The sequence below is a fragment of the Massilia sp. genome, from assembly GCF_031995545.1.
In the GTDB taxonomy this organism is placed as follows: Bacteria; Pseudomonadota; Gammaproteobacteria; order Burkholderiales; family Burkholderiaceae_D; genus Telluria.
Genome location: NZ_DAMAGA010000011.1, coordinates 113,964 through 136,218, shown reverse-complemented (window position 1 = coordinate 136,218; position 22,255 = coordinate 113,964). Strand labels below are relative to the sequence as shown.

The following is a 22,255-nucleotide window of genomic DNA, read 5'->3' as shown; positions in this document are numbered from 1 at the left end:
GTAAGCGGATGTAAAGCCCGTCAACTGGGCGCAAAGCGCTCGCGTTATCAGTCCAGTAACCCGGCAATAACCGGCTTACCGAAACACTCTGAGCAACATCCTGTTTAACCAAAGTGAAGGAATGAAACCATGAGCAAAATCGTCGCCACCCTGATCGCCGGCCTGTTCGCTACTTCCGTGTTCGCCCAGACCCCAGCCGCCACCAGCACCACGGCGACCACCACCGAAGCCAAAGCCGATGCCAAGGCAGCCAAGGACGTGGCCAAGGCCGACGCCAAGCACGCCAAGGAAGTCGCGAAAGCCGACGCCAAGGTAGACAAGGCGAATGCCGAAGCCAAGGAAGACGTCGCCGAAGCGAAGGCCGACGCCGCCGAGAAGAAAGCCAAGGCCGACCGCAAGCACGCCGAGAAGAAAGCCGACGCCAAGACCGACAAGGCGGAAGCGAAGGCCGACCACACCGCCAAGACCAACTGATCCCCGACCGCTCAGGGCCACCATCTTTCATAACAGCCGGCTCGAGCCCCATCATAAAATACGGGAGCACTCCGAAGGCGCTTGCGCGCCTGCGGGGTGCTCCCGCACCTTCACACCAGTGTTCTACAATGTCCCTTTGCCAGCCGCAAAAGGACACCATGCACCGAATCGTCTTCCTCGACCGCGACAGCCTGCCGACGCGCGTGCGCGCCCCTGTCTTCGAACACGTCTGGCAAGAGCATGACGCGACCCAGGCGCACGAGGTGGTCGAACGCCTGGCCGGCGCCACGATCGCAATCACCAACAAGGTGCCGTTGCGCGCCGCCGCGCTCGAACAACTGCCCGACCTGAAGCTGGTCGCCGTCGCCGCCACAGGAACCGACAACGTCGACCTGGCCGCCTGCCGCGCGCGCGGCATCGCAGTGGCGAACATCCGCGACTATTCGCTGGTATCGGTGCCCGAGCACAGCCTGGCCCTGATGCTGGCGCTGCGCCGCAACCTGCGCGCCTATGCCGACGACGTCGAGGCCGGGCAATGGGAAACCTCGAGCCGCTTCTGCCTGCTGGGCCACCCGATCGGCGACCTGGCCGGCAGCCGGCTCGGCATCGTCGGCTACGGTGCGCTGGGCCGCAAGGTGGCCGCGCTCGGACGGGCTTTCGGCATGCAGGTCAGCGTTACCGCGCGTTCACGCATCGACGATGGCGATGTCACGCAGCTGCCTCTGGACGAACTGCTGCAGCAGTGCGACGTGGTCAGCCTGCACCTGCCGCTGACCGATGAAACACGCAACATGATCGGCGCGCGCGAGCTGGCGCTGATGAAGCCGGGCGCGCTGTTGATCAACACCGCGCGCGGCGGCCTGGTCGACGAGGCGGCGCTGGCCGACGTGCTGGCCACTGGCCGCATCGGCGCCGGCTTCGACGTCCTGAGCAAGGAGCCGCCCTCGCCCGACAATCCGCTGCTGCGCCTGCGCCTGCCGAACTTCATCCTGACGCCACACGTGGCCTGGGCCAGCGCCGGCGCGATGCAGACCCTGGCCGATATGCTGGTCGATAACATCGAAGCCTGGGCCGCCGGCACGCCGCGCAATCTGGTCTGACTCGCTCAGCTCGATTGCGTATGCGGCGCCACCAGCGGTAACTCCAGCACGAAGGCGGTCCCGCTGCCCGGTGCGCTCTCGACCCGGATCGTCCCGCCCAGCAGCGTGGTGACGATGTTCCAGGCGATGTTCAACCCGAGTCCAGTGCCGCCCTGCCCCATGCGGGTGGTGTAGAACGGATCGAAGATGCGCCCCAGGTGCTCGCCTTCGATGCCGCGTCCGTCGTCGCGGAACGTCAAACGCACCTGGGCATCGACGCGGGTCGCCTGCAGCACCATGGTGCCGCCCGGCGCCTCGAAGGCATGCAGCATGGCGTTGTTGACGAAGTTGATGATAACCTGGCCCAGCGGACCCGGATAGCCATCCATCACGATACCTGCCGGGACCTCCAGCACCAGCTGGTGGCCGCCGCGGCGCACCATGTTCATCATGGTGGCCGCGATTTCGTGGCAGGCCTGGGCCAGGTCGAAGCGTCGCCGCTGGTCGCTGGCCTGGTCGACCGACACCTGGCGGAAGCTGCTCACCAGTTCGGCCGCGTTGTGCAGGCTGCGCACGATCAGTTCGGACGCTTCGAGCGAGGCGCCGATATACGCTTCCAGGTCTGATCGCTTGAGTTGCGCGGCATTGAAGCGCTGGGCCAGCGCGCTGCTGCGCTCTTGCAGCGTGCTGGCCATCAGCAGGCTGTTGCCGATCGGTGTATTCAGTTCGTGCGCTACGCCTGCCACCAATGAGCCGAGCGAGGCCAGTTTTTCGTGCGCCGCCAGCTGGGCCTGGGTTTCCTTGAGCTGGTGGTAGGCGTCGGCATTGTCGATCGCGACTCCTACATAGGCCGCCAGCGTGCCCAGCATGTCCAGGTGCACCTGGTGGTAGGCGTGCCGCGCCATGCTCTGCACCGTCACCGCGCCCAGCACGCGCTCGCCGACCGTCACCGGTACGCACAGCAGCGAGGCTGGACGCAGATGCGGGTCGAGACCCGGCGGCGCTGCCAGCGTCACGAGGTCGGCCCGCGAGCCGGCGCCCGGCAGTTCGGCGGCGAGTTCGGCGCCGACGTCGCCCAGCAATATCTCGCGCCCCTCCAGCGCGCAGCTGACCAACAGATGCGGCGCGCCGTCCAGCGCCAGTTCGCCCGGCGCGGCGCGGCGCCGCTGCGCCATCACGAACGGTACGTCGAGCACGCCGCGGCCCGGCCGCAGCAGCGCCACCGCGAACACCGGCGCGTCCATCAGTTCGCCCACGTGCTGGTATAGCGTGACCATGATCGCCTCGTTGTCCAGGTTGGCGGTCAGCACCCGCCCCATGTCGGACAGCAGCGCGATGTCGCGGTGGGCGCGTTCGACCGATTCCTTCTGGCGCTCGGCGTCCTCTTTCTGCAGGCGCAGCTCGGCGGTGCGGGTGCCGACCTCGCGCTCGAGCATGTCGGTCTGCTGCACCAGTGCGTTCACGCGCAGGCGATACACCAGGTAGGACAGCGCCAGTACGGTGGCCACCAGCAGCGTGCGGAACCACCAGGTCTTCCAGAACGGCGGCGTGATCGTGATCGCCAGCGTGGCCGGCTCCGGATTCCACAGCCCGTCCTTGTTGCTGGCCCGCACCCGGAACACGTAGCGGCCCGGATCGAGGTTGGTGTAGGTGGCGAAGCGGCGCCCCGCGGTGGCGTCGACCCAGCCCTGGTCGAAGCCGTCCAGGCGGTAGGCGTAGCGGTTGCCGCGCGGGTCGGCGAAGTGCAGCGCCGCGAATTCGAGCGTGAACACGGCGTCGCGGTGCGACAGTGTCACCTCTTTGCGCGCCGGCAGGTCGTGCACGCCGAGCGAGCGGTTCAGCACCAGCAGGTCGGTGATCGCCACCGTCGGCGGGAACGGGTTGTCGCGCACCTCGGACGGCTGGAACGAGGTCATGCCGTTCATGCCGCCGAAATGCAGGCGGCCGTCCGGGCCGCGCCAGCCCGAGCCGACGAAATACGAGCCGTCGATCAGGCCGTCCTTGGCGGTGTAGCTCTTGGTCTGGCCGCTGGCCGGATCGATGCGCGTGATGCCGGCCGTGGTGCTGGCCCACAGGTTGCCGTCGCCGTCTTCCAGCACCACCCCGACCGGCGGCGCCGGCTGGTCGCCCGAGAACGGGAAGAACCGGAAACGCGCGCCCGCGTCGTCGCGCTCCATGCGGTGCAGGCCGCCGGCGGTGCCGACCCATAGTGCGCCGTTCGCCGATTCGAGCAGGTTGTACACGCGGCTGTGGCGCAGGCTGCGCGGGTCGGCCGGGTCGTGGCGGTAGTGGGTGAACACGTTGGCGCGGCGGTCGAACCGCTCCAGGCCCGACTGGGTGCCGATCCAGATCGCGCCGTGGCGGTCTTCCAGCAGCGTCAATCCGTAGTTGTCGCCCAGGCTGGTCGGGTCGTCCGGATCGTTGCGCCAGCTGCGCGTGGTGTGCGCGCCCGGCCCCAGCGCCGACAGGCCGCCGCGGGTGACGATCCACAGCGTGCTGTCGCGCCCCATGCGCAGCGCCTGCACGTAGCTGGCCGCGCCGCCGGGACCGAGCGGCACCCGTCCCGAGCGCCCGCGCGCGTCGCGCCACCGCAGGCCGGTGGGCGTGCCGATCCACAGCCGCCCGCCGCCCAGCGCGAGCGCGGTCACCACCTCGCCCGGCAACGCTGGATCGCGGACGCGCTCCAGTTGGCGCGTCACCGGGTCGAGGCGCAACAGGCCGTCGCCGGTGGTGCCGATCCAGATGTGGCCATCCGGGTCGCCCTGCACCGCGCGCACCTTGGCCCGGCCCAGGCCGTCGGCGGTGCCGTAGCGCGCGAAGCCGCCGCTGGCAAGGTCGGTGCGGCTGACACCGCCGAAATAGGTGCCGGCCCACAGCGTGCCGGTGCGGTCGACCAGCACCGACATCACCTGGTTGTCCGACAGGCTGTGCTGGTCGTACTGCGAATGGCGGTAGCTGACGAACTGGCCGCTGGCCGGGTCGCGCCATTTGAGGCCGCCGGTGTCGGTGCCGACCCACAGCTGGGAACCGCTGTCGTGGTACAGACGCTCGATGCGCAGGTCGGCCATGCGCTGCGCCGGCGTCAATGCCACCGGTTGCGGCGCGCCGTCGTCCAGGCGCCAGGCTTCGAGTCCGGCCGCGGTACCGATCCACAGCGTCTCGCGCGGGCCCATCGACAGCGACAGCACGTGATTCCGGGCTGGGTCGCGCCCGCCGCGCGCCGGCGGCGCGATGTCGAAATGGGTGAAGCGCGCGCCGTCGGGCGCCAGGCGGTCCACGCCGGACGGGGTGCCGATCCACAGCGCGCCCTGGCCGTCGAGCGCGATCGCATTGACGTGGTCGTCGCGCAGGCTGGCGGCGTCGCCCGGGTCGTGGCGCAAGGTCCGGTGGCGGCCGCTGGCCGGATCGAAGCGCACCAGGCCGTCGTTGGTGGCGAGCCACAGGTCGCCGTCGGGCGCCGGCAGGATCGCCTCCACCGCACGCAGCGGACTGCGGCCCGGCTGCGCCAGCGGATGGCGCTGGAAGCGGCCGCTGACCGGATCGAAACGCGCCAGCCCGCCCTTGGTACCGAACCACAGCACGCCCTGGGCGTCCTGGTACGAGGCCGAGACGTAATTGTCCGGCAGGCTGCCGGGATCGTTGGGATCGTTGTGGAACACTGTCATGCGGTAACCGTCGAAGCGGTGCAGGCCGGCCTGGGTGCCGAACCAGATGAAGCCCTGGCGGTCCTGCAGGATGCTCAGCACCGACTGCTGCGCCAGGCCGTTCTCGCTGGTGATGCGCTCGAAGCGCAGGCTGCGCTGGGCGGCGGCGGCGTCGGTCATCGAGGTGGCGGCCAGCGCGGCAGCGGCGAGTGCCGCCAGACAGATGGCGCGCATCAAGCGGTGCGGGCCGCCGTGCGCGGCCCAGGTCAAGCCCAGCATATTCTTCCGTTCGACAAGATCCAGCGGCTAATCTACCAGAGGATGTGTTGCCGCGAAATAATTTGAGACTTCCGGAAACAACAAGCCGCTGCTATAATGCGTGCATCGGGCGGCTGTAGCTCAGCTGGATAGAGTACTTGGCTACGAACCAAGGGGTCGTGGGTTCGATTCCTGCCAGCCGCACCAAGAATGCAAGGGACCAGATCGGAAGATCTGGTCCCTTTTTTCGTTGCGCCGACAGGTTTTGCAGAGGTTGTTCCGGGGTGCGTTCGGGGCCGCATGCACGAAATGGCAATGAGGCTTTGCCAAGACGCCAAGCTGCCGCTATAATGCCTGCATTGGGCGGCTGTAGCTCAGCTGGATAGAGTACTTGGCTACGAACCAAGGGGTCGTGGGTTCGATTCCTGCCAGCCGCACCAACCTTCTTCAGATAAGGGCACTTCGCAAGAAGTGCCCTTATTGCTTAGTGCGCCCGGTTTTCAGCGCGCGCCACCTGCCAGCAAACGCCATGACCGACAGCCCAGTCTTTCATCCGCAACCCGACGAGCACGGTCAACCCGTGCACCTCCGGCATCCTTCGACTCCTAGCGACATCGCCGCCTGGCACGATCCGGTACGGCGCGCCACGGTCACCCCGCTCGGCGCCCTGCCCGGCGAACTGAATGGCATCGCGTTCGCGCCCTGGCTCGACACACCATTGACTTCTGCCGGCTGGAACGAGGTCGATGGCCAGGCCGATATTGTCGAGCCGGCGTTCCTGGTGCCGCCCGGCAAGGCGGCCGCGGCCGGCGTGGTGATCGAGGAAGCCGGCGGGCGGATATGGGCGGTGTCGCCGTCGAACCGGTTCGGCGGTTATGACGCCACCTTCCCGAAGGGCCGGGTCGATCCCGGCGTCGCCCTGCAGGCCAATGCCATCCGCGAAGCGTTCGAAGAATCCGGGTTGCGGGTGGAGATCGTGGCCTTCCTGGCCGACAGCGCGCGTACTCAGACCTTCACCCGGTACTACCTGGCGCGCCGCATCGGCGGCAACCCGGCGCTGATGGGTTGGGAGAGCCAGGCCGTGCACCTGGCGCCGCTCGAGGGCTTGGCGGAACTGCTGTGCAATCCCAACGACCAGGCCGTGATCGCGGCGCTGATGAAGGTGCGATCGTTGAAAAAGTAAATGACCGTTTGCCAAGGCGGACGGGCGCCGCTATAATGCGTGCCTCGGGCGGCTGTAGCTCAGCTGGATAGAGTACTTGGCTACGAACCAAGGGGTCGTGGGTTCGATTCCTGCCAGCCGCACCAACTGTTTCAAAGAGAATGGCTCAGAAGAAATTCTGAGCCATTTTTCTTTTGTGGAACCGGGATGCTTCCCGCAACTTAGCAGGTTAGGCGCATGGTACCGTCTCCAGTATGCAGATCAATGCCTATCCAGCATCGGTAGTGCGAGTTAGCAGGATTTTCCAACCGCGCCGTGTACGAACAGTAGACTCCCTTTTTCTGTCGTACGCGGTTGCCTGCCGTGTCATTGCATACTTCCTTGACATCAGGCCCGATCTGGTCGAATACCAGCTTGGCGTCCTCATCCCTGAACACAATTGTCAGTGCGCTGTCGTTCTTGGTAGGAAGCTCCGAATAGGCAGTGCCGCCAGAGTGAATCTTGTAGCTCGCCTGCACCGCATTCCACGCGTTTAACTCAGGACGTTTTTTATCGGCTTCACCAGCGCCAGCCAATTGGGATGCGACGACAAGAATCAACAAAGTAAATTTGCGCATACTTATCCGATCAGAGCTACGTGGAAATGGTTGTCATGCGCGAGCGCTGGCCTGACAAATGGGATGCTGGCATCGTTGAAATAAATTAGCTTCACTGGAGAGAACGTGCGGAACAGCTCGATCAATCTGGCGGTCGCATCTCTGTCATACTGCCTGTCCGTCCATACGACAGGAAGTTCCAGCCCATCTTTACGCATGGGCCGAACATCCACCTGAAGCCCGTCGAGATGCGAGTCGTGGTCGGTGTCGTCAAAGCGATCGGCACGGCTGATATTCCCGATCCCAACACGGCGCCGGTCGATACTTTGCCACTCCAGTGCCACTCGGAGAATGGCCTGCATCATGATCGGATGGGGATATTGGTAACCGCCCCGATCCGGCTTCCTATCCATCATCCCGTAGTTGTAATAGCCCGACTCGTTTGGCGCACGTGGAAGCATGAAAAAGCCGCGCTTGTCCTGGATCGGCCGTAGCGGATCATCCTGTTGATTGGCCATGATGCTGGTCCATCATGCGCACGACTTGTTGCAGCCCAGATCCCAGCCGCCGGCGGTATTCCCACCCATGCCGCCGCCGATCTTCTGCTGTGAGTACTTCCACTTGACCTTGGTGAAATGCAGCGCGACGTGGTCGCGCAGGATGTTGCCCTCGCCCACCATCTGCTCCATGCTGCCGACCAGCACATTCTCCAGCTCGACCTCGTAGTACCGCACCCGCTTGCCGTCACCGTCCGCACGCATGAATTCAAGCTTCGCTTTCGGAATCGTCTTGCCGTTCGAGCAGTGCTGCATCAGCAGCGGCGACGCCAGGTCGGCGAACTTGGCCAGCGACAGCGTACGGTATTCGCTGCGGCCCGTGGTGCGCCCGCCGGTGGCGGAGCCAGGCGTGCCGACCGGTTGCGTCACGCCCCACTGCGCCTGGCTGACTTCGATCCAGCCGGCGTGGGTCGAATCGCTCGACTCGCCCTTGATGCCGTCGATCTGCAGATAGACGTCGATTGCCATGTTCCGTACTCCAAATGGTTGATATGTCGACCATTCTTTGTCCATGCCGGCTCAGCAGTTTGGGAATGCACAATGGCTCAAGCTGACAATGCGCAAGCATCTGGCACCATTGAATTGTGGAACTGGATTGACAGCAATAAACGTGGCCTGTGGCCGGTGATTCAGACGCTATTTGCCATTTCGGCACATGCTGCTATAATGCGTGCCTCGGGCGGCTGTAGCTCAGCTGGATAGAGTACTTGGCTACGAACCAAGGGGTCGTGGGTTCGATTCCTGCCAGCCGCACCAAAGTTTCAAAGAGAATGGCTCAGAAGAAATTCTGAGCCATTTTTCTTTTCCGGGTTCTATTGCCATCGATAGGCAACGACGCTTGGACGGATCGCGTACTATCACGCTGACCAAACCCGCCCCTTTATCCCGTTCAATTAAATGCGCTTGACCCGGTAGCGGGCACGTCGAAATCCCGCGCCATCAATTTATGTAGGATCAGACCTACACCACATTCGCAACTCAGCGGACTTTTTCTGCACTTCACTTTATCGCCCCGCTCTCTCCTATGAAGCGCGTGATTCCGATTGCATCGCACTGCAATTCGTTGTCACCCATCATGCGTTGGCTTTTTTGCACATCAAACGCCGTGCCGCTTTCATATGCTTGGCCGTTTGCTAGCATGAAGTTCCCGATCTCGAAACCCAGGCTGCAGGACGCGGCTGATTTCTTTGCGAGGAACAACATGAAAAAATCTTTGATCGCAGCAATCGTGTTGGCATCGGCTTCATTCGGCTCTACCGGCGTCATGGCGCAGGACATCAGCAGCGCGCCGCAGGCGATCGACTGGACCGACTTCACCGCCTATTTCGGTGACGCCTTCGCCGAAGGCAATTCCGGCGCAACCTTTGCCGACCGCTTCACCTTCACCGTCGACAGCACCATCGGCCTGAACCTCGACGCCATCATCGGCTCGGCCAGCCGCAGCGCCGACGTCGGGCTCGACATCACCGGCCTGTCGCTGTACGACGCCGACGAAACCCTGATCACCGCCGGCACCTTGCTGGAAGACGGCGCGCGCGATGTCTGGTCGCTGGCCAGCGACAATCTGGACGCGGGCGACTACTACCTGCAGGTCAGCGGTTCGGTGGTGTCGGATACCGCCGGCAGCTTCGGCGGCGCGGTAATGCTGGCGCCGGTGCCGGAGCCGGAAACCTACGGCATGCTGCTCGGCGGCCTGGGTGTGCTGGGGTGGCTGGCGCGGCGCCGCAAGTCCGGCGTGCAATGAGTCGCTGCGTGTGAGCGGCCGGGACGCAAGCCGACGGCTTGCGTCCATCCCATCTTGATCAGGTACGCAGCTTCTTGATGATGCTGCGGTTGCCCAGGATTTCCTCGATCTGCTCGAAGCGTACCGGTTTGACCATGTGATGGTCGAAGCCGGCCTCGAACGCCAGCTGGCGGTCTTTCTCCTGTCCCCATCCGGTCACCGCGATCAGCACCGTCATGGCGCCGGTCGGCAGCTTGCGGATGCCGCGCGCCAGGTCGTAGCCCGACATGTGCGGCAGCCCGATGTCGAGGAAGGCGTAGTCCGGGCAGAAACGCGTGGCCGCCGCCAGTGCGTCCGGCCCGTTGTGCGTGATCACCACGCTGTGGCCCATGGCCGTGAGCAGCGCGCCGATGCTGTTGACGAAGTCGACGTTGTCGTCGGCCAGCAGGATGCGGTAGCTTTCGGTGCTGATGAAGGCGGCCGGGGTCGGCTTGGTGGGCGGTTCCGGCTCGACCACGATCGGCAGGCGCACCACGAAGCGGCTGCCGTGTCCCAGGCCTTCGCTGTGGGCGGCGATGGTGCCGCCATGCAGCTCGACCAGTTTGCGCGCCAGCGACAGGCCGACGCCCAGGCCGGCATTGCTGCGCTCGAGCGTGGAATCGACCTGCACGAACATCTCGAACACCGAGTCGAGCATGTCGGGCGCGATGCCGATGCCGGTATCGGCCACTTCCAGGATCAGGGTCTTGTCCTCGACCGCCCCCTTGAGCAGAACACGGCCGCCGCGGTTGGTGTACTTGGCCGCGTTGTTGAGCAGGTTCGACAGGATCTGCGCCAGGCGCGTGGCGTCGCCGTGCAGGAACACCGGGCGGTCGGGCAGCTCCAGCACCAGCTCGTGGCCGTGCAGCTCGATGTACGAACGCACCACTTCCAGCGCGTCGTTGACCACCGCCTTCAGTTCCACGCGCCCCATCTTGATCGTGAACTTGCCGGTATTGATGCGCGAGACGTCCAGCAGGTCGTCCACCAGGCGCACCATCTGGCGCAGCTGGCGCTCCATGATGTCGGTGGCGCGCTGGGTGGCCTGGGCGTCGCCGCTACGGATGCGCAGGATGTCCAGGCCGGTGCGGATCGGCGCCAGCGGGTTGCGCAGCTCGTGCGCCAGCGTGGCCAGGAATTCGTCCTTGCGGCGGTCGCCAGTGATCAGGGCCTGCTCGGCGCGCTGGCGCACGCCCATTTCATGTTCCAGCGTGCGGTTGGCGGTCTGCAGCGCCTCCGAACGGCGGCCGATCTCGGCCAGCATGTCGTTGAACGCTTCGATCAGCACCCCGATCTCGGCCTTTTCCTTGCCCGGCACGCGCAGGCTGAAGTCGCGCCGCAGCACCACCTGGCGCGCCACCGCGGTGATCGCTTCCAGCGGCCGCGTGATCGAGGCCTGCAGGCGCGAGGCCACCAGCGCCGCGATCACCAGCGCGCCGAGCAGCACCCCGCCCAGGATCGCGCCATAGCTCAGCGCGCGATCGAACAGGTCGTAGCGCGAACGCAGGTAGATGGTGCCGACCCGCTCGCCGCTCTCCACGATGTCGCGGTACAGCGAGACCTGACCGCGCTCGATGCGGTAGCCGGGCGCTTGCGGCCGCAGCGGCAGATCGGGCGTGGCGCCCGGGCGCACGTAGCTGGCGAAGCGCTCGCCGCCGGCGCCGTAGATAGCCGCGGCGACGATCTGCGGCCGCACCCGCAGCAGTGCCAGGCTGCGCGTGGCGCTGGCGGTGTCGTTGAACGAGACCGCCGGCGCGGTCACGCCGGCCACGATGTCGGCCTGGGTGGTGAGGTCGTCGATCCAGTAGCGCTGGAAAGTGCGCAAGTCGAGCAGCAGCATGGCTATGCCGGCGGACAGCAGCGCCACCACGGTGGTCGCCACCGCCATGAGGATCAGCTTGCTGCGCACCGAGCCGGTATCGTGCATTGGCATCAGGTGGCTCCTTTCTGCACCCGGTTCGCGACCACCAGCAGGCGCGAACTGAGTTTCACATTCTTCTTTTCCGCCGCATCGAGCGAGACGTCGAAACGTACCCGCTCGTCGACGATGGTGAAATTGATGACGCCGCCCGCCACGAGGCCGTCGTCGCATTCGGTGACCGTCAGCAGCGCCGGCGTGGCGCGCAGCAGGCGCGCGCTGCGTGCCTCGTCGACGCCCGCCACGAACAGCAGGTGGGCCGGCTGCGCCAGGTCCTGTTCGCGCAGTGCGCGCACCGTGATCGGCCGGCCGTTGACGTTGCGCCCAGCGACGATGCGGGTGAGTTCGGCCGCGATGTCGTCGGCGCCGACCACGCCAATCACTAGCGGCGCAGCGGGGCTATCGAAGGACGCCGCCGGAAATTCGGCGTAGCCCAGGAATTTGTACAGGAACGCCGCCTTGACGCGGCGTTCCAGCGCGGCACCCGCGGCATTAGCAGCCTCGGTGGCCTGGGCACCGGCGCCCGGAGCCGCAGCTTCGACACCGGACGCAGCCGCCTCGGCGCCGACCGGGACGGTGGCGAGCGGCGCCGCGAACGCGGGCCAGGCCGCGGCCAGCAGCGGCAGTGCGCTCAGGCGCCGCGTCGCCCGGCGCACGGCCTGCTGCACGGAATGCAGTACGCAGCGCTGCTCTGGACGGTCGAATCGAATCGGTGTCATGGCAATCATCAAACGGCTGTCACCGTCCTCGACACCGGGCGCGACCCGTAACCTGGACCGGGCTCGCCCGCGCGCGCAAATGCGGTGTGCCGGGAGGGGCCAGCCGCGCGAATTGTGCAAATTGATGAAACAAAATATGACATAGTTGCCATCCTAGAACATTTTCTCTCACGCACCAAGTGCGCGCACGCCACAACCGCCACTTGACAAACCGCTGGGATATTTATTATCGCAATGACCGTCATTTGAAATATAAATTGGACTGATTTGACGCAATGCAGCATCATTCACCTGTCTCCTCTATTCTCCTCCTAGGAAATAGATTCAGCCCGCTTCCGACGAAGCGGGCTTTTTTTTTGCCCTCATTTTCTCCTTGCGGCAAAGTACGTGCGCGCGCTACGCTTTCTCCGACATTACACTGCCCGCCGCCGCTCCGGCGCAGCGAACGGCTGGGCTGTCGCGCACGGTTGACAAAGCAGCCACGCCCGGTTTGGTGTAGGATGCCGCCCATATTTTCGTTTATACAACAAACTGTCCTCATGCCCGACATCGACACATCGCCCCGGAGTACCGCGTCCTACGACTGGTCCGCGACCACCCTGGGCGATGCCGCCCGCTGGCCCCTGCCCCTGCGCCTGACGAGCGACCTGCTGCTCAATTCGCCGCTGCCGACGCTGCTGGTCTGGGGCCAGGAAACCGTGCTGGTGTTCAATGAGGCCTACGCCGCGCTGGCCGGACCGGGCTACGGCCGGGTTCCCGGCGGCTCGGTGCCACCGGTGCTGCCGCCACCGCTGGCCGCTGCCGGCGAAGCGCTGGCGCGTGCCTGGCGCGGCGAGGCGCAGGTGGTGACCGATGCCTCGCTGGCGTTCCGCCATCCGGGCGAAACCCGCGAACACCGCTTCGACCTGCGCCTGTCGCCGGTGCGCGACGAAACCGGTACGGTGCGCGGCGTGCTGCTGGCACTGGCGCCGGCCACCGCGGCGCCGGCCCAGGAAGACGTCGGCGACGCCAGCCTGCAGATCCTGGTGGTGGAAGACAATATCGATTCGCAGTACCTGGTGTGCGAGATGCTCAAGGCCTTCGGCCACGAAGCCGACGGCGTGGCCCATCCGGACGACGCGCTGGCCCTGCTCGCCAGCCGCCGCTACGACGTGCTGTTCTCGGACGTCAGCCTGCCCGGCATGTCCGGCGTCGAGCTGGCCCAACGCGCGGTGAACGACAACCCGGCGCTGCGCGTGATCTTCGCGTCCGGCTATGGCGACACCCTGTTGCGCCACCTGACCTTCCCTTATCTGTCGCTGCAGAAGCCGTACGAGCTCGACCAGCTGCAGGATGCGCTCGCCAAGGTGGCGCGCCAGCCGGCGGCCTGAGGCGGCCAGCGGGCGCCGGTGGTGAAATGCAAGTGTGCGGGTCGGCCCTGCTCGGCTGGTCTACAATGCAAGACATCCTGCCCGCAAGGCAGCCTGCCCAGTTTGGGCGTACCCCGGGCGCCCCTGAACCGCGCCGAATGCATCGATGAAGACTCCTATTGACCCGATCCACAGCGTCCGCGCCCCGGTCCGCCAGTCCGGCGTGCACGGCGTGGCGTGCGCCGGCGCAGGGAGTCGCGCATGAGCGCCATCGGCGATAGCGGCAACAGCAGCAACGACAGCAACGGCGGCTGCAGCCAGGACCTGGTCGCGGCCCAGGAAGCGCTGCGCCAGGCCAACGAGCGCATGGAAAACATGCTCGAAAGCCTCACCGACGGCTTTTGCGCGGTGGACCGCGACTGGCGCATCACCTACATCAACGGACGCGCCCTGCAGATGGTCAAGCCGCTCAACAAGAGCCGCGGCGGCCTGGTCGGACGCAAGCTGTGGGATGAATTCGAAGACCTGCACGGCACCTCGGTGGCCGAGGATTGCCGCCGCGCGATGCACGAGCGCGTCACCGTCAACCGCGAATTCTTCTACAAGCGCCTGCAATGCTGGCTCGAGATGCGGGTCTACCCGTCCCCCGACGGCCTGACCCTGTACTTCCAGGACATCACTCCGCGCAAGCACGACCAGCAGGCCCTGATCGACAACAACACCCGCCTGCAGCTGGCGCTGGCCGCCGGCCGCCTGGGCGACTGGCGCTGGGATGCGCACAGCGACCGCGTGGTATTCGGCCCGCGCGCCGCCGAGATCGTCGGCCTGCCGGCAGAAACCCCGCTCGCCTGGCCGCAGCTGCGCGCGCGCCTGACCCGGGCCGACCGGGTGCGGGTGCGGCGCGAAGTGCTGGCCGCGTACGCACGCGGCAGCGACGTCGACCTCGAATGCAGATTGCTGCCCACGCTGGACAGCCCGGCGCGCTGTGTGGCACTGGTCGGGCGCCTGGAGCACGCGCCCGCCGGCGGCGGAGGCGGCGTATTAGGCATGACCGGCATGGCGCAGGACATCACCACCCGGCGCGAAGCCGACGACCACCTGCGCCAGAGCGAGGAAGAACTGCGCGCGCTGGCCAATACCATTTCGCAGCTGGCCTGGATGGCCGATCCCGACGGCGCCATCACCTGGTTCAACGAGCGCTGGTACGAATACACCGGCAGCACGCCGGCGCAGACCACCGGCTGGGGCTGGAAAAAGATGTACGACCCCGAGGTGCTGCCGGCGGTGCTCGAGCACTGGGACGAATCGATCCGCACCGGCACCCCGTTCGAGATGGAATTCCCGATCCGCGGCGCCGACGGCAACTACCGCTGGTTCCTCACGCGTGTGGAGGCTGTCCATGACCGCGACGGCAACGTGGTGCGCTGGTTCGGCACCAACACCGACGTCGACCAGGTCAAGCGCGCTGAGCAGGCATTGCGCGAAGAATCGCACGTGCTCGAACTACTGAACAGCACCGGCACCATCCTGGCCTCGACGCGCGACCTGCACTCGCTGATGCAGGCCGCCACCGATGCCGCCGCCGGCGTCTCGGGCGCGCGTTACGCCGCCTTCTATCACGTCGGCCAGGCCGGCGATGGCGTGCTGTTCTCGCTGACCACCCATACCGGCGCCACCTCGAGCGAATTCCGCAGCATCGGCGAGCCCGACGCCGGCACCATGTTCGGTCCGGGCCTGGCGGCCGGCGGCCTGGTGCGCCTTGGCGACCTGCGGCGCGATCCGCGCTACGCCGACGGCGGCCCGCGCTTCGATGCGCCGGGCGGCCATCCGCCGCTGCGCAGCTACATGGCGGTGCCGGTGGTGGCGCGCTCGGGCGAACTGCTCGGCACCATGTTCTTCGGCCATCCGGAAGCCGATGTATTCACCCTGCGCAGCGAGCGCATCGTTAGCGGCATCGCGGCCCAGGCCGCGATCGCCCTCGACAATATCCGCCTGGTGGAAGCGGCCAGCCGCGCCGCCGAAGAACGCAAGGTGCTGCTCGAAAACGAGCGCGAAGCGCGCGCCGAAGCCGAGCGCACCAGCCAGATGAAGGACGAATTCCTGGCCACCCTGTCGCACGAGCTGCGCACGCCGCTCTCCGCCATCCTGGGCTGGTCGCAGGTGCTGCGGCGCGGCAGCCGCGACGGCGCCGACCTGCAGCGGGGCCTCACCACCATCGAGCGCAACGCGCGCGCCCAGGCGCAGCTGATCGAAGACTTGCTCGACATGAGCCGCATCACTTCGGGCAAGGTGCTGCTCGACATGCAGACCGTCGATCCGGCCTCGTTCATCGACGCTGCGATCGAGACCGTGCGCCCGGCGGCCGACGCCAAGGGCATCCACATCGAACGCCATTACGGCGCCACCGGCGGGCCGCTGGTGGCGGGCGATCCGGGCCGACTGCAGCAGGTGGTCTGGAACCTGCTGACCAATGCCATCAAGTTCAGCCCGCGCGAAGGCCGGGTCGACATCGAGGTGGCGCAGCGCGGCGAGCAGGTCGCGATCACGGTGCGCGACAACGGCACTGGCATAGGCCCTGAATTCATCACCCATGTGTTCGAGCGCTTCCGCCAGGCCGACGCTTCGATGACGCGCCGCCACGGCGGCCTCGGCCTTGGCCTGTCGATCGTCAAGCACCTGGTCGAGCAGCACGGCGGCACGGTGCGCGCCGAGAGCGCTGGCGAAGGCCTCGGCGCCAGCTTCACGGTCGAGCTGCCGCTGGCCAAGGCCGCGCCGCGCGCATCCAGCCCGGGCATGAGCGCGGCGCGCGCCGCGATGATCCGCAGCGATGCGCCGGCCGCGGGCCCTGATCCGCTGACCGGCGAACTGCCGTTCACGCCGCCGGGCGCCGAGCCGGCGCCGGAAGTCGTGGTGCGCGACCTGACCGGGATGTCGGTACTGGTGGTGGACGACGACCGCGACGCCCGCGAACTGATCGCACGCATCCTGGCCGACTGCCACGCCAGCGTGCGCCTGGCGGCCGATGCGCGCGACGCCTACGCCCAGCTGCGCGCAGTACCGCCCGACCTGTTGATCAGCGACCTCGGCATGCCCGAAGTCGACGGACTGGAACTGCTGTCCTGGGTACGCGCCCTGCCGCGCGACGCCGGCGCCCTGGTGCCGGCGATCGCACTGACCGCGTTTGCCCGTCCCGAGGACCGGCTCAAGGCGCTGGAAGCCGGTTTTACCACGCACGTATCGAAGCCGGTCGAGCAGAGTGAACTGATGGCGGCGATCGGGATGGTGGTGGGACCGTCGGCGCCGATGCTGGCCGGGCGCCGGGCATAGGGGGTGTTCCGAAATCGTCGCTGTTCCTACCCATGCACGCGGCGCTGTCCTACAAGAAATTTTGTGGTGTTTGCTAGACTGATTAGAGTAGTGGAGTAGGTAGTCAAGCCAGATTCTGTGCAGAAAGGAATCCGCTCCAATAGCGTAGAAGAGACAAGCATGCCGAGCAGACAAGACATTTTGAACGCGAAGATCCTGGTGGTCGACGACTCGCCCGACAATATCGAACTCATGGAGGAGATATTGCGCGAGGAAGGCTACACCTGCGTCAGCTCCACGATGCTGCCGGAACAGGTTTGTCCGCTGCATCGCGAGCACAACTACGACATCATCCTGCTCGACCTGCAGATGCCTGGGCTGAACGGCTTCCAGGTGATGAAGGGCTTGAAGGAGATCGAGCAAGGCGGCTACCTGCCGGTGCTGGCCCTGACCGCCCAGCCGAGCTTCAAGATCGCCGCCCTCGAAGCCGGTGCGCGCGACTTCATCAGCAAGCCGTTCGACCTGCTCGAAGTGCACAAGCGCATCCACAACATGCTGGAAGTGCGCCTGCTGTACAAGGAACTGGCGCAGTACTCGAAGGCGCAGCAGGAGTTGGCATTGCACGACGCCCTCACCGGCCTGCCCAACCGGCGCCTGCTGGAAGACCGCATCGAGACCGCGCTGCAGCACGCCAACCGCACCCATGCCAAGGCCGCGATCATGTATCTCGACCTGGACGGCTTCAAGGCGATCAACGACACCTACGGCCACGCCTACGGCGACGAGATCCTGAAGATGGTGTCGCAGCGCCTCTTGGCCAGCTCGCGCAAGGAAGATACCGTGGCGCGACTGGGCGGCGACGAATTCATGGTGGTGCTGGGCGACATCCACAGCCTGGCCGATGCCCAGGGACCGGCCTCGAAACTGGTCGAAGCGCTGTCGGAACCGTTCTTCATCAACGACCTGACGCTGCGCCTGTCGACCTCGATCGGCATCAGCATCTATCCGGACGATGCGGAATCGGTCGACTCGCTGATCAACATCGCGGACTACGCGCTGTACGAAGCCAAGCGCGCCGGCAAGAACCGCTTCTGCTCGCCGGCAGCGAACCGCCAGGCGGCGGCCAAGACCTCGGCCGCGCCAGCGCAGAATCCGACGCCGGTGGCGGCGGGTTCGGGCGAACTGGTGCCGCACCGCTGATCGTACTCGCTGACCGGTCGTTTCGGCCGGCAGGCCACAAAACGTCATTCCCGCCGAGTGTCCCACTCGGCGGGAATGACGTTTTGGTGCTGACAAAAGAATACGGTTCAGATGCTGCTTCGCATCACACCAGCTTCGAAGATGCTGAACGGTGTCAGCCAACGCAAACGGGCCACGAGGCTTGCACCCCGTGACCCGTTCTCGTTGCAGCGCCGCTTTCGCGGCGCCAGAACTTCAGCGCTTCTCGCCGGTCGGGAACTGCCCTGCAACACCGGTGCTCACCCCAGCGCCAGCGCCGGCACCGCCTGCCTGCTCGCTATTGGCTTCCATCGCCGACGCATGCTGGTGATCGCGTCCGGCATCGACCATGTCCGGCGCCACTTCGATGCGCGTGATGCCGGCGTCGACCGAGATCGGATCGCTGGCCGGGAAGGTCATCTCGACGGCGTCGTCGAGCAGAGTTTCTTCCGCCTTTTCCTTGCTGGTGATGCCTTCGCAACCGGCCAGGGCCTTGATCGCGATCGCGTAGTTGACGACCTGCAGGCTGGCCAGTTCGCCGATGGTGTTCACGCCCAGCGTGTCGGCCAGCGCCGTGGCCTGCTGCTCGCCGATGCCGCGCAGCGCGGACAGCGGTGCATTGACCAGCTCGCCAAAAGTCTTGCCGTGGAATTGCTCATTTACGATGGTATCGATATTCATATTATGTCCTTTCTCGTGGCGCCCCCGTCCTCCATCGAACCGGTTCGATTCCACTATCCCACAAGGGCGTAAGGACGTATGTGCGGCAGCGAACATCTTCCCCACGCGCACGATTGATTTATTTGCCTAATTGCATCATTCAAGCATGCTATGATCGCGGACTCAGCAGGTATTTACTCGGGCATAACTGGAAGTAGTCTGGTATTCTTCTCTAAGAGCAATAAACGCAATGTTGACGGAAACATCAGGAACCATCGTGGCCAACGATAAACCCAAGATTTTGGTCGTCAACGACGACCCCGCCAGCCTGCTAGCCCTGACCAGCCTGCTCGATGGGCGCGCCGCCGAGGGCAACTACACGGTGCTGTCGGCCCGCTCCGGTCAGGAAGCGCTGCGCCAGGTGCTGCTGCACGACTTCGCCGTGATCCTGCTCGACGTGAACATGCCCGGCATGGACGGTTTCGAGACCGCCGAGGCGATCCACCAGCGCGCACGCTCGGCCGACATCCCGATCATCTTCGTCACCGCCTTCCTGGCCGACGAGATCGACCGCCTGAAGGCCTACCAGCGCGGCGCCGCCGACTTCCTGTTCACGCCGGTCATTCCGCAGATCCTGCATGCCAAGGTATCGGTCTTCGTCACGCTGGCGATGAAGAACGAAGAGCTCAAGCGCCAGGCCGAAGCCCTGTCGCAGCACGCGCTGGAACTGACCGCCACCAACCGGCGCCTGGTGCGCGAGATGGAAGAACGCCAGGCCGCCGAGCGCAAGAGCCACGCCAAGGACGAGTTCCTGGCCATGCTGGGCCACGAACTGCGTAATCCCTTGTCCGCGATCTCGAGCGCATCGAGCCTGATCGGCCTGCCCGGCGCCAATCAGGAATCGGTAGCGCGCGCGCGTACCATCATCCAGCGCCAGAGCCAGCACCTGTCGCGCATCGTGGACGACCTGCTCGACCTGTCGCGTGCGATGTCGGGCAAGATTCTGCTGGCGCGCCAGCCGCTCGACCTGTCGAACCTCGTATCGAGCTGTCTCGAGACCTTCCGCGCCACCGGCCGCGCTGCCGGCTACGGCATCAGCGTCGACCTGCAACCGGGCTGGGTCGACGGCGATCCGACCCGGCTCGAGCAGATCGTGTCCAACCTGCTCGACAACGCGCTCAAGTACACGCCGAGCGGCGGCGAGATCGGCATCTCGCTGGCGCGCGTGGATGGCGACGTGGTATTCACGGTGCGCGACACCGGAGTGGGCATCCCGGCGGAGCTGCTGCCGCACGTGTTCGACGTGTTCGTGCAAGGCGCGATCTCGATCGACCGCTCGCAGGGCGGGCTCGGCATCGGGCTGTCGCTGGTGCGGCGCCTGGTCGAGCTGCACGGCGGCAGCGTGGCCTGCACCAGCGCCGGCGCCGGTCTCGGCTCGTGTTTCGAGATCCGCCTGCCGCTGGCCGAACCGGCCGCCGCCGCGCCGCAGCCCGAAGTCGTGCGCAGCCTGGACGGCAAGCCGACCGTGCTGCTGATCGAAGACAATGAAGACGGGCGCGAGATGATGGCAACCATGCTGGCCGCGCACGGCTTCCCGGTGGTGCAGGCAGCCGACGGCCTGCAGGGCGTGGCCCAGGCGCTGCAGCAGGCGCCGGATGCGGCGCTGGTCGATATCGGGCTGCCCGGCATCGACGGCTACGAAGTGGCGCGCCGCCTGCGCGCCGATCCGGCCACGCGCGCGATCCGCCTGATCGCCCTCACCGGCTACGGCCTGGAAGAAGACCAGCGCCGCGTGCTGGCGGCCGGCTTCGACCAGCACCTGGTCAAGCCGGTGGCAATCGACCGCCTGCTGGATGTACTGTCACAGGCGCAGCAGCAACCAGCGGACAGCGCGGCGCATTCCGCCGACGCCTGATGAGGTCAGGGTGAGCGGCGCACCGGGAGTGCGCCGCCTGCCTGCCGCGGCAGGCCAGCTGCCTCAGGCCGATGCCAGCAGCTCGTCGCGGCGCGCCGCCATTTCCTGGCCCAGGGCGTCCAGGTCGAGCTTGAGCTTGCGCACCTTCTTGAACATCTCTTCCTCTTCTTCCTCGACATGGTGGTCGATCTGCTCGCCCAGCACCTTGACCTTGGCGTCGTACAGGTCGTCGCCCGGATCGGCCTCCTGCAGCTGGGCGATCAGGTCCTTGGCCGATGCATGCTCGACGACGGCCTCGTCGACCATGTCTTCGGTTTCCTTCGAGGCTTCACGCACGGCCGGATAGAAGATTTCTTCCTCAATCGCGGTGTGCATGATCAGGTTTTCGCAGATCTTTTCGACCAGCTTTTTCTTGCTGGTAGTGGCGCGGTCGCTCATGTTCTCGAACTCTTCGAACATGTCCTTCACTTCCTTGTGCTGGGCGGTGAGCAGTTCGATCGCGTCCTGTTGCACGGCCTGGCCTTTGGTGTTTGCGTTTGGCATGGTAAAACCCCCGTATTTGTCTGTGAATGATGGCTCGCTGGCCACGAATCCAGCTTGCTCCCGAACTGCTGGGCAGACTGTACGCGAGCGCACGCAGCTCTCATGCAGCCCCCACGAAGCGCCCACACATGCAACGCGGATGGCGCGAGCACGCGGCGCGCGCCGTCTCCAAGTCAATTGTTGTATGATTTGGGAAACATTTAACAGAGCCTACGATGACCGATACGGCCCATCCGCACCCAGACCCGGAGCTCGAGCGCCTGGTCGCGGAGCGAACGAGAGAACTGACCGAAATGCTGGCGTGGCAGGCCAATTGCTGGGACGACGAACGGCGCCAGCTGGCGCGCCAGCTGCACGACAGCCTGGGCTCGTCGATGACGGCGCTGACCATGCACCTGGCCCTGCTGAGCCAGCACATCCCGGCCGAGAACAAGTCGATGCGCGACCGCAGCGCGCAGATGAAGACGCTGCTTAACGGCATCATCGAAACCAACCGCAAGATGCAGCTGGAGCTGTGGAACGACAAGCTCGAATTCCTCGGCCTGAAAGCCGCGCTGGCCGAACTGGTGCCGGCCTTCGGCACCGAGCACGGCTTGACGGCAAACGCCAGCCTGCCCGAAGACGACAGCCCCTACACGCGCGAAGTCGGCGCCCTGCTGCTGCGCTGCGCCGAGGAAGGCCTGCGCAACGCCGCCGCGCATGCACAGGCCAGCCGGGTCGACGTGATCCTGGATGACGACGGCGAGATGACCATGCTGACGGTGCGCGACGATGGCGTCGGCCCAGGCGCGGACGCGCTGACCGGCGGGCCGAACACCTGCCGCGGACTGCGCCTGCTGCGCGAACGGGCGCGGTTCCTGGGTGGGGACCTGGTGCTGAAGACGGCCGACGGTGGCGGCGCGATGCTGCAGATGACGGTGCCGCGCGAGCAGGTTGCCTGACGCGCCAGTGGGCGGACGGTAGCAAACAGTCGCCGGTCGATCCACAAACGTAAACAACATTGTTAACCTAAAAACCGTCATCCCTGCCACTGGCAGGGATGACGGTTTTGAGGGCGACAATGGAACATCTGCGGCGACAGAGCAACCTCCTGCG

General features: G+C 65.9%; 18 protein-coding genes and 4 tRNA genes. 13 read left to right on the top strand and 9 right to left on the bottom strand.

Features of this window, described 5'->3' with window-relative positions:
* The first annotated feature begins 129 nt into the window (after window positions 1–129).
* Together RTQ83_RS10855 and RTQ83_RS10850 are read left to right on the top strand one after the other, a co-directional pair.
* On the top strand, window positions 130–474 hold the full coding sequence (locus RTQ83_RS10855) for a hypothetical protein (RefSeq protein WP_312514243.1): 345 nt from the start codon (window positions 130–132) through the stop codon (window positions 472–474).
* Between the two features lie 158 nt (window positions 475–632).
* Complete coding sequence (locus RTQ83_RS10850) at window positions 633–1,574, top strand: D-2-hydroxyacid dehydrogenase (RefSeq protein WP_312514241.1); 942 nt, start codon at window positions 633–635, stop codon at window positions 1,572–1,574.
* A 5-nt stretch (window positions 1,575–1,579) separates the two neighbouring features.
* Here RTQ83_RS10850 and RTQ83_RS10845 read toward each other — a convergent pair whose 3' ends face one another.
* Window positions 1,580–5,476, bottom strand: a complete 3,897-nt coding sequence (locus RTQ83_RS10845; RefSeq protein ID WP_312514239.1) for a two-component regulator propeller domain-containing protein — start codon at window positions 5,474–5,476, stop codon at window positions 1,580–1,582.
* Between the two features lie 109 nt (window positions 5,477–5,585).
* Between RTQ83_RS10845 and RTQ83_RS10840 the strand changes: the two genes are divergently transcribed.
* The 4 genes from RTQ83_RS10840 (at window position 5,586) to RTQ83_RS10825 (ending at window position 6,763) form a co-directional block, all read left to right on the top strand.
* A tRNA-Arg gene (locus RTQ83_RS10840) sits at window positions 5,586–5,662 on the top strand.
* Window positions 5,663–5,818: 156 nt separating this feature from the next.
* A tRNA-Arg gene (locus RTQ83_RS10835) sits at window positions 5,819–5,895 on the top strand.
* An 89-nt stretch (window positions 5,896–5,984) separates the two neighbouring features.
* Window positions 5,985–6,638: an NUDIX hydrolase gene (locus RTQ83_RS10830; protein ID WP_312514237.1), complete on the top strand. Its 654-nt coding sequence runs from the start codon at window positions 5,985–5,987 to the stop codon at window positions 6,636–6,638.
* A 48-nt stretch (window positions 6,639–6,686) separates the two neighbouring features.
* Window positions 6,687–6,763: transfer RNA gene (locus tag RTQ83_RS10825), tRNA-Arg, on the top strand.
* Window positions 6,764–6,838: 75 nt separating this feature from the next.
* On the opposite strand, the gene RTQ83_RS10820 is transcribed toward RTQ83_RS10825, so the two are convergent.
* Genes RTQ83_RS10820 through RTQ83_RS10810 form a run of 3 tightly spaced genes read right to left on the bottom strand, consistent with a single transcriptional unit; the run spans window position 6,839 to window position 8,238 of the window.
* Window positions 6,839–7,234: a hypothetical protein gene (locus tag RTQ83_RS10820; protein ID WP_312514235.1), complete on the bottom strand. Its 396-nt coding sequence runs from the start codon at window positions 7,232–7,234 to the stop codon at window positions 6,839–6,841.
* A gap of 2 nt (window positions 7,235–7,236) precedes the next feature.
* Complete coding sequence (locus RTQ83_RS10815; RefSeq protein WP_312514233.1) at window positions 7,237–7,731, bottom strand: hypothetical protein; 495 nt, start codon at window positions 7,729–7,731, stop codon at window positions 7,237–7,239.
* Between the two features lie 12 nt (window positions 7,732–7,743).
* On the bottom strand, window positions 7,744–8,238 hold the full coding sequence (locus RTQ83_RS10810) for a type VI secretion system tube protein Hcp (protein WP_312514231.1): 495 nt from the start codon (window positions 8,236–8,238) through the stop codon (window positions 7,744–7,746).
* A gap of 211 nt (window positions 8,239–8,449) precedes the next feature.
* On the opposite strand from RTQ83_RS10810, the gene RTQ83_RS10805 reads away from it, so the two are divergent.
* A tRNA-Arg gene (locus tag RTQ83_RS10805) sits at window positions 8,450–8,526 on the top strand.
* A 243-nt stretch (window positions 8,527–8,769) separates the two neighbouring features.
* Here the strand turns inward: RTQ83_RS10805 and RTQ83_RS10800 are convergent.
* A complete protein-coding gene (locus RTQ83_RS10800; RefSeq protein WP_312514229.1) occupies window positions 8,770–9,036 on the bottom strand; it encodes a hypothetical protein in 267 nt (88 codons plus the stop codon).
* On the opposite strand from RTQ83_RS10800, the gene RTQ83_RS10795 reads away from it, so the two are divergent.
* On the top strand, window positions 9,035–9,514 hold the full coding sequence (locus RTQ83_RS10795) for an FxDxF family PEP-CTERM protein (RefSeq protein WP_312514227.1): 480 nt from the start codon (window positions 9,035–9,037) through the stop codon (window positions 9,512–9,514). The genes RTQ83_RS10800 and RTQ83_RS10795 overlap by 2 nt on opposite strands.
* A gap of 58 nt (window positions 9,515–9,572) precedes the next feature.
* Here RTQ83_RS10795 and RTQ83_RS10790 read toward each other — a convergent pair whose 3' ends face one another.
* Together RTQ83_RS10790 and RTQ83_RS10785 are read right to left on the bottom strand one after the other, a co-directional pair.
* A complete protein-coding gene (locus RTQ83_RS10790; protein WP_312514226.1) occupies window positions 9,573–11,465 on the bottom strand; it encodes an ATP-binding protein in 1,893 nt (630 codons plus the stop codon).
* Window positions 11,465–12,169, bottom strand: a complete 705-nt coding sequence (locus RTQ83_RS10785) for a YfiR family protein (protein ID WP_312514224.1) — start codon at window positions 12,167–12,169, stop codon at window positions 11,465–11,467. The genes RTQ83_RS10790 and RTQ83_RS10785 overlap by 1 nt, the downstream gene beginning before the upstream one ends.
* Window positions 12,170–12,708: 539 nt before the next feature.
* Between RTQ83_RS10785 and RTQ83_RS10780 the strand changes: the two genes are divergently transcribed.
* The 3 genes from RTQ83_RS10780 to RTQ83_RS10770 all read left to right on the top strand — a co-directional run bounded on the left by RTQ83_RS10780 (window position 12,709) and on the right by RTQ83_RS10770 (window position 18,024).
* The gene (locus RTQ83_RS10780) at window positions 12,709–13,539 is read left to right on the top strand and encodes a response regulator (protein ID WP_312514222.1); all 831 of its coding nucleotides are present in this window, start codon (window positions 12,709–12,711) and stop codon (window positions 13,537–13,539) included.
* A gap of 240 nt (window positions 13,540–13,779) precedes the next feature.
* Window positions 13,780–16,845, top strand: a complete 3,066-nt coding sequence (locus RTQ83_RS10775) for an ATP-binding protein (RefSeq protein ID WP_312514220.1) — start codon at window positions 13,780–13,782, stop codon at window positions 16,843–16,845.
* Between the two features lie 159 nt (window positions 16,846–17,004).
* Window positions 17,005–18,024, top strand: a complete 1,020-nt coding sequence (locus RTQ83_RS10770; RefSeq protein ID WP_312514218.1) for a diguanylate cyclase domain-containing protein — start codon at window positions 17,005–17,007, stop codon at window positions 18,022–18,024.
* 234 nt (window positions 18,025–18,258) lie between these two features.
* On the opposite strand, the gene RTQ83_RS10765 is transcribed toward RTQ83_RS10770, so the two are convergent.
* Window positions 18,259–18,723: a hypothetical protein gene (locus RTQ83_RS10765; RefSeq protein ID WP_312514216.1), complete on the bottom strand. Its 465-nt coding sequence runs from the start codon at window positions 18,721–18,723 to the stop codon at window positions 18,259–18,261.
* A gap of 256 nt (window positions 18,724–18,979) precedes the next feature.
* On the opposite strand from RTQ83_RS10765, the gene RTQ83_RS10760 reads away from it, so the two are divergent.
* Entirely contained in the window at window positions 18,980–20,617 is a 1,638-nt protein-coding gene (locus RTQ83_RS10760; protein ID WP_312514214.1) for a response regulator, read from the top strand.
* 63 nt (window positions 20,618–20,680) lie between these two features.
* On the opposite strand, the gene RTQ83_RS10755 is transcribed toward RTQ83_RS10760, so the two are convergent.
* Window positions 20,681–21,160 carry a hemerythrin domain-containing protein gene (locus RTQ83_RS10755; protein ID WP_312514212.1) on the bottom strand — a complete coding sequence of 160 codons (480 nt, stop codon included), beginning with the start codon at window positions 21,158–21,160 and terminating at the stop codon, window positions 20,681–20,683.
* A gap of 215 nt (window positions 21,161–21,375) precedes the next feature.
* On the opposite strand from RTQ83_RS10755, the gene RTQ83_RS10750 reads away from it, so the two are divergent.
* Window positions 21,376–22,101 carry a sensor histidine kinase gene (locus RTQ83_RS10750; RefSeq protein WP_312514210.1) on the top strand — a complete coding sequence of 242 codons (726 nt, stop codon included), beginning with the start codon at window positions 21,376–21,378 and terminating at the stop codon, window positions 22,099–22,101.
* The last annotated feature ends 154 nt before the right edge of the window (window positions 22,102–22,255 follow it).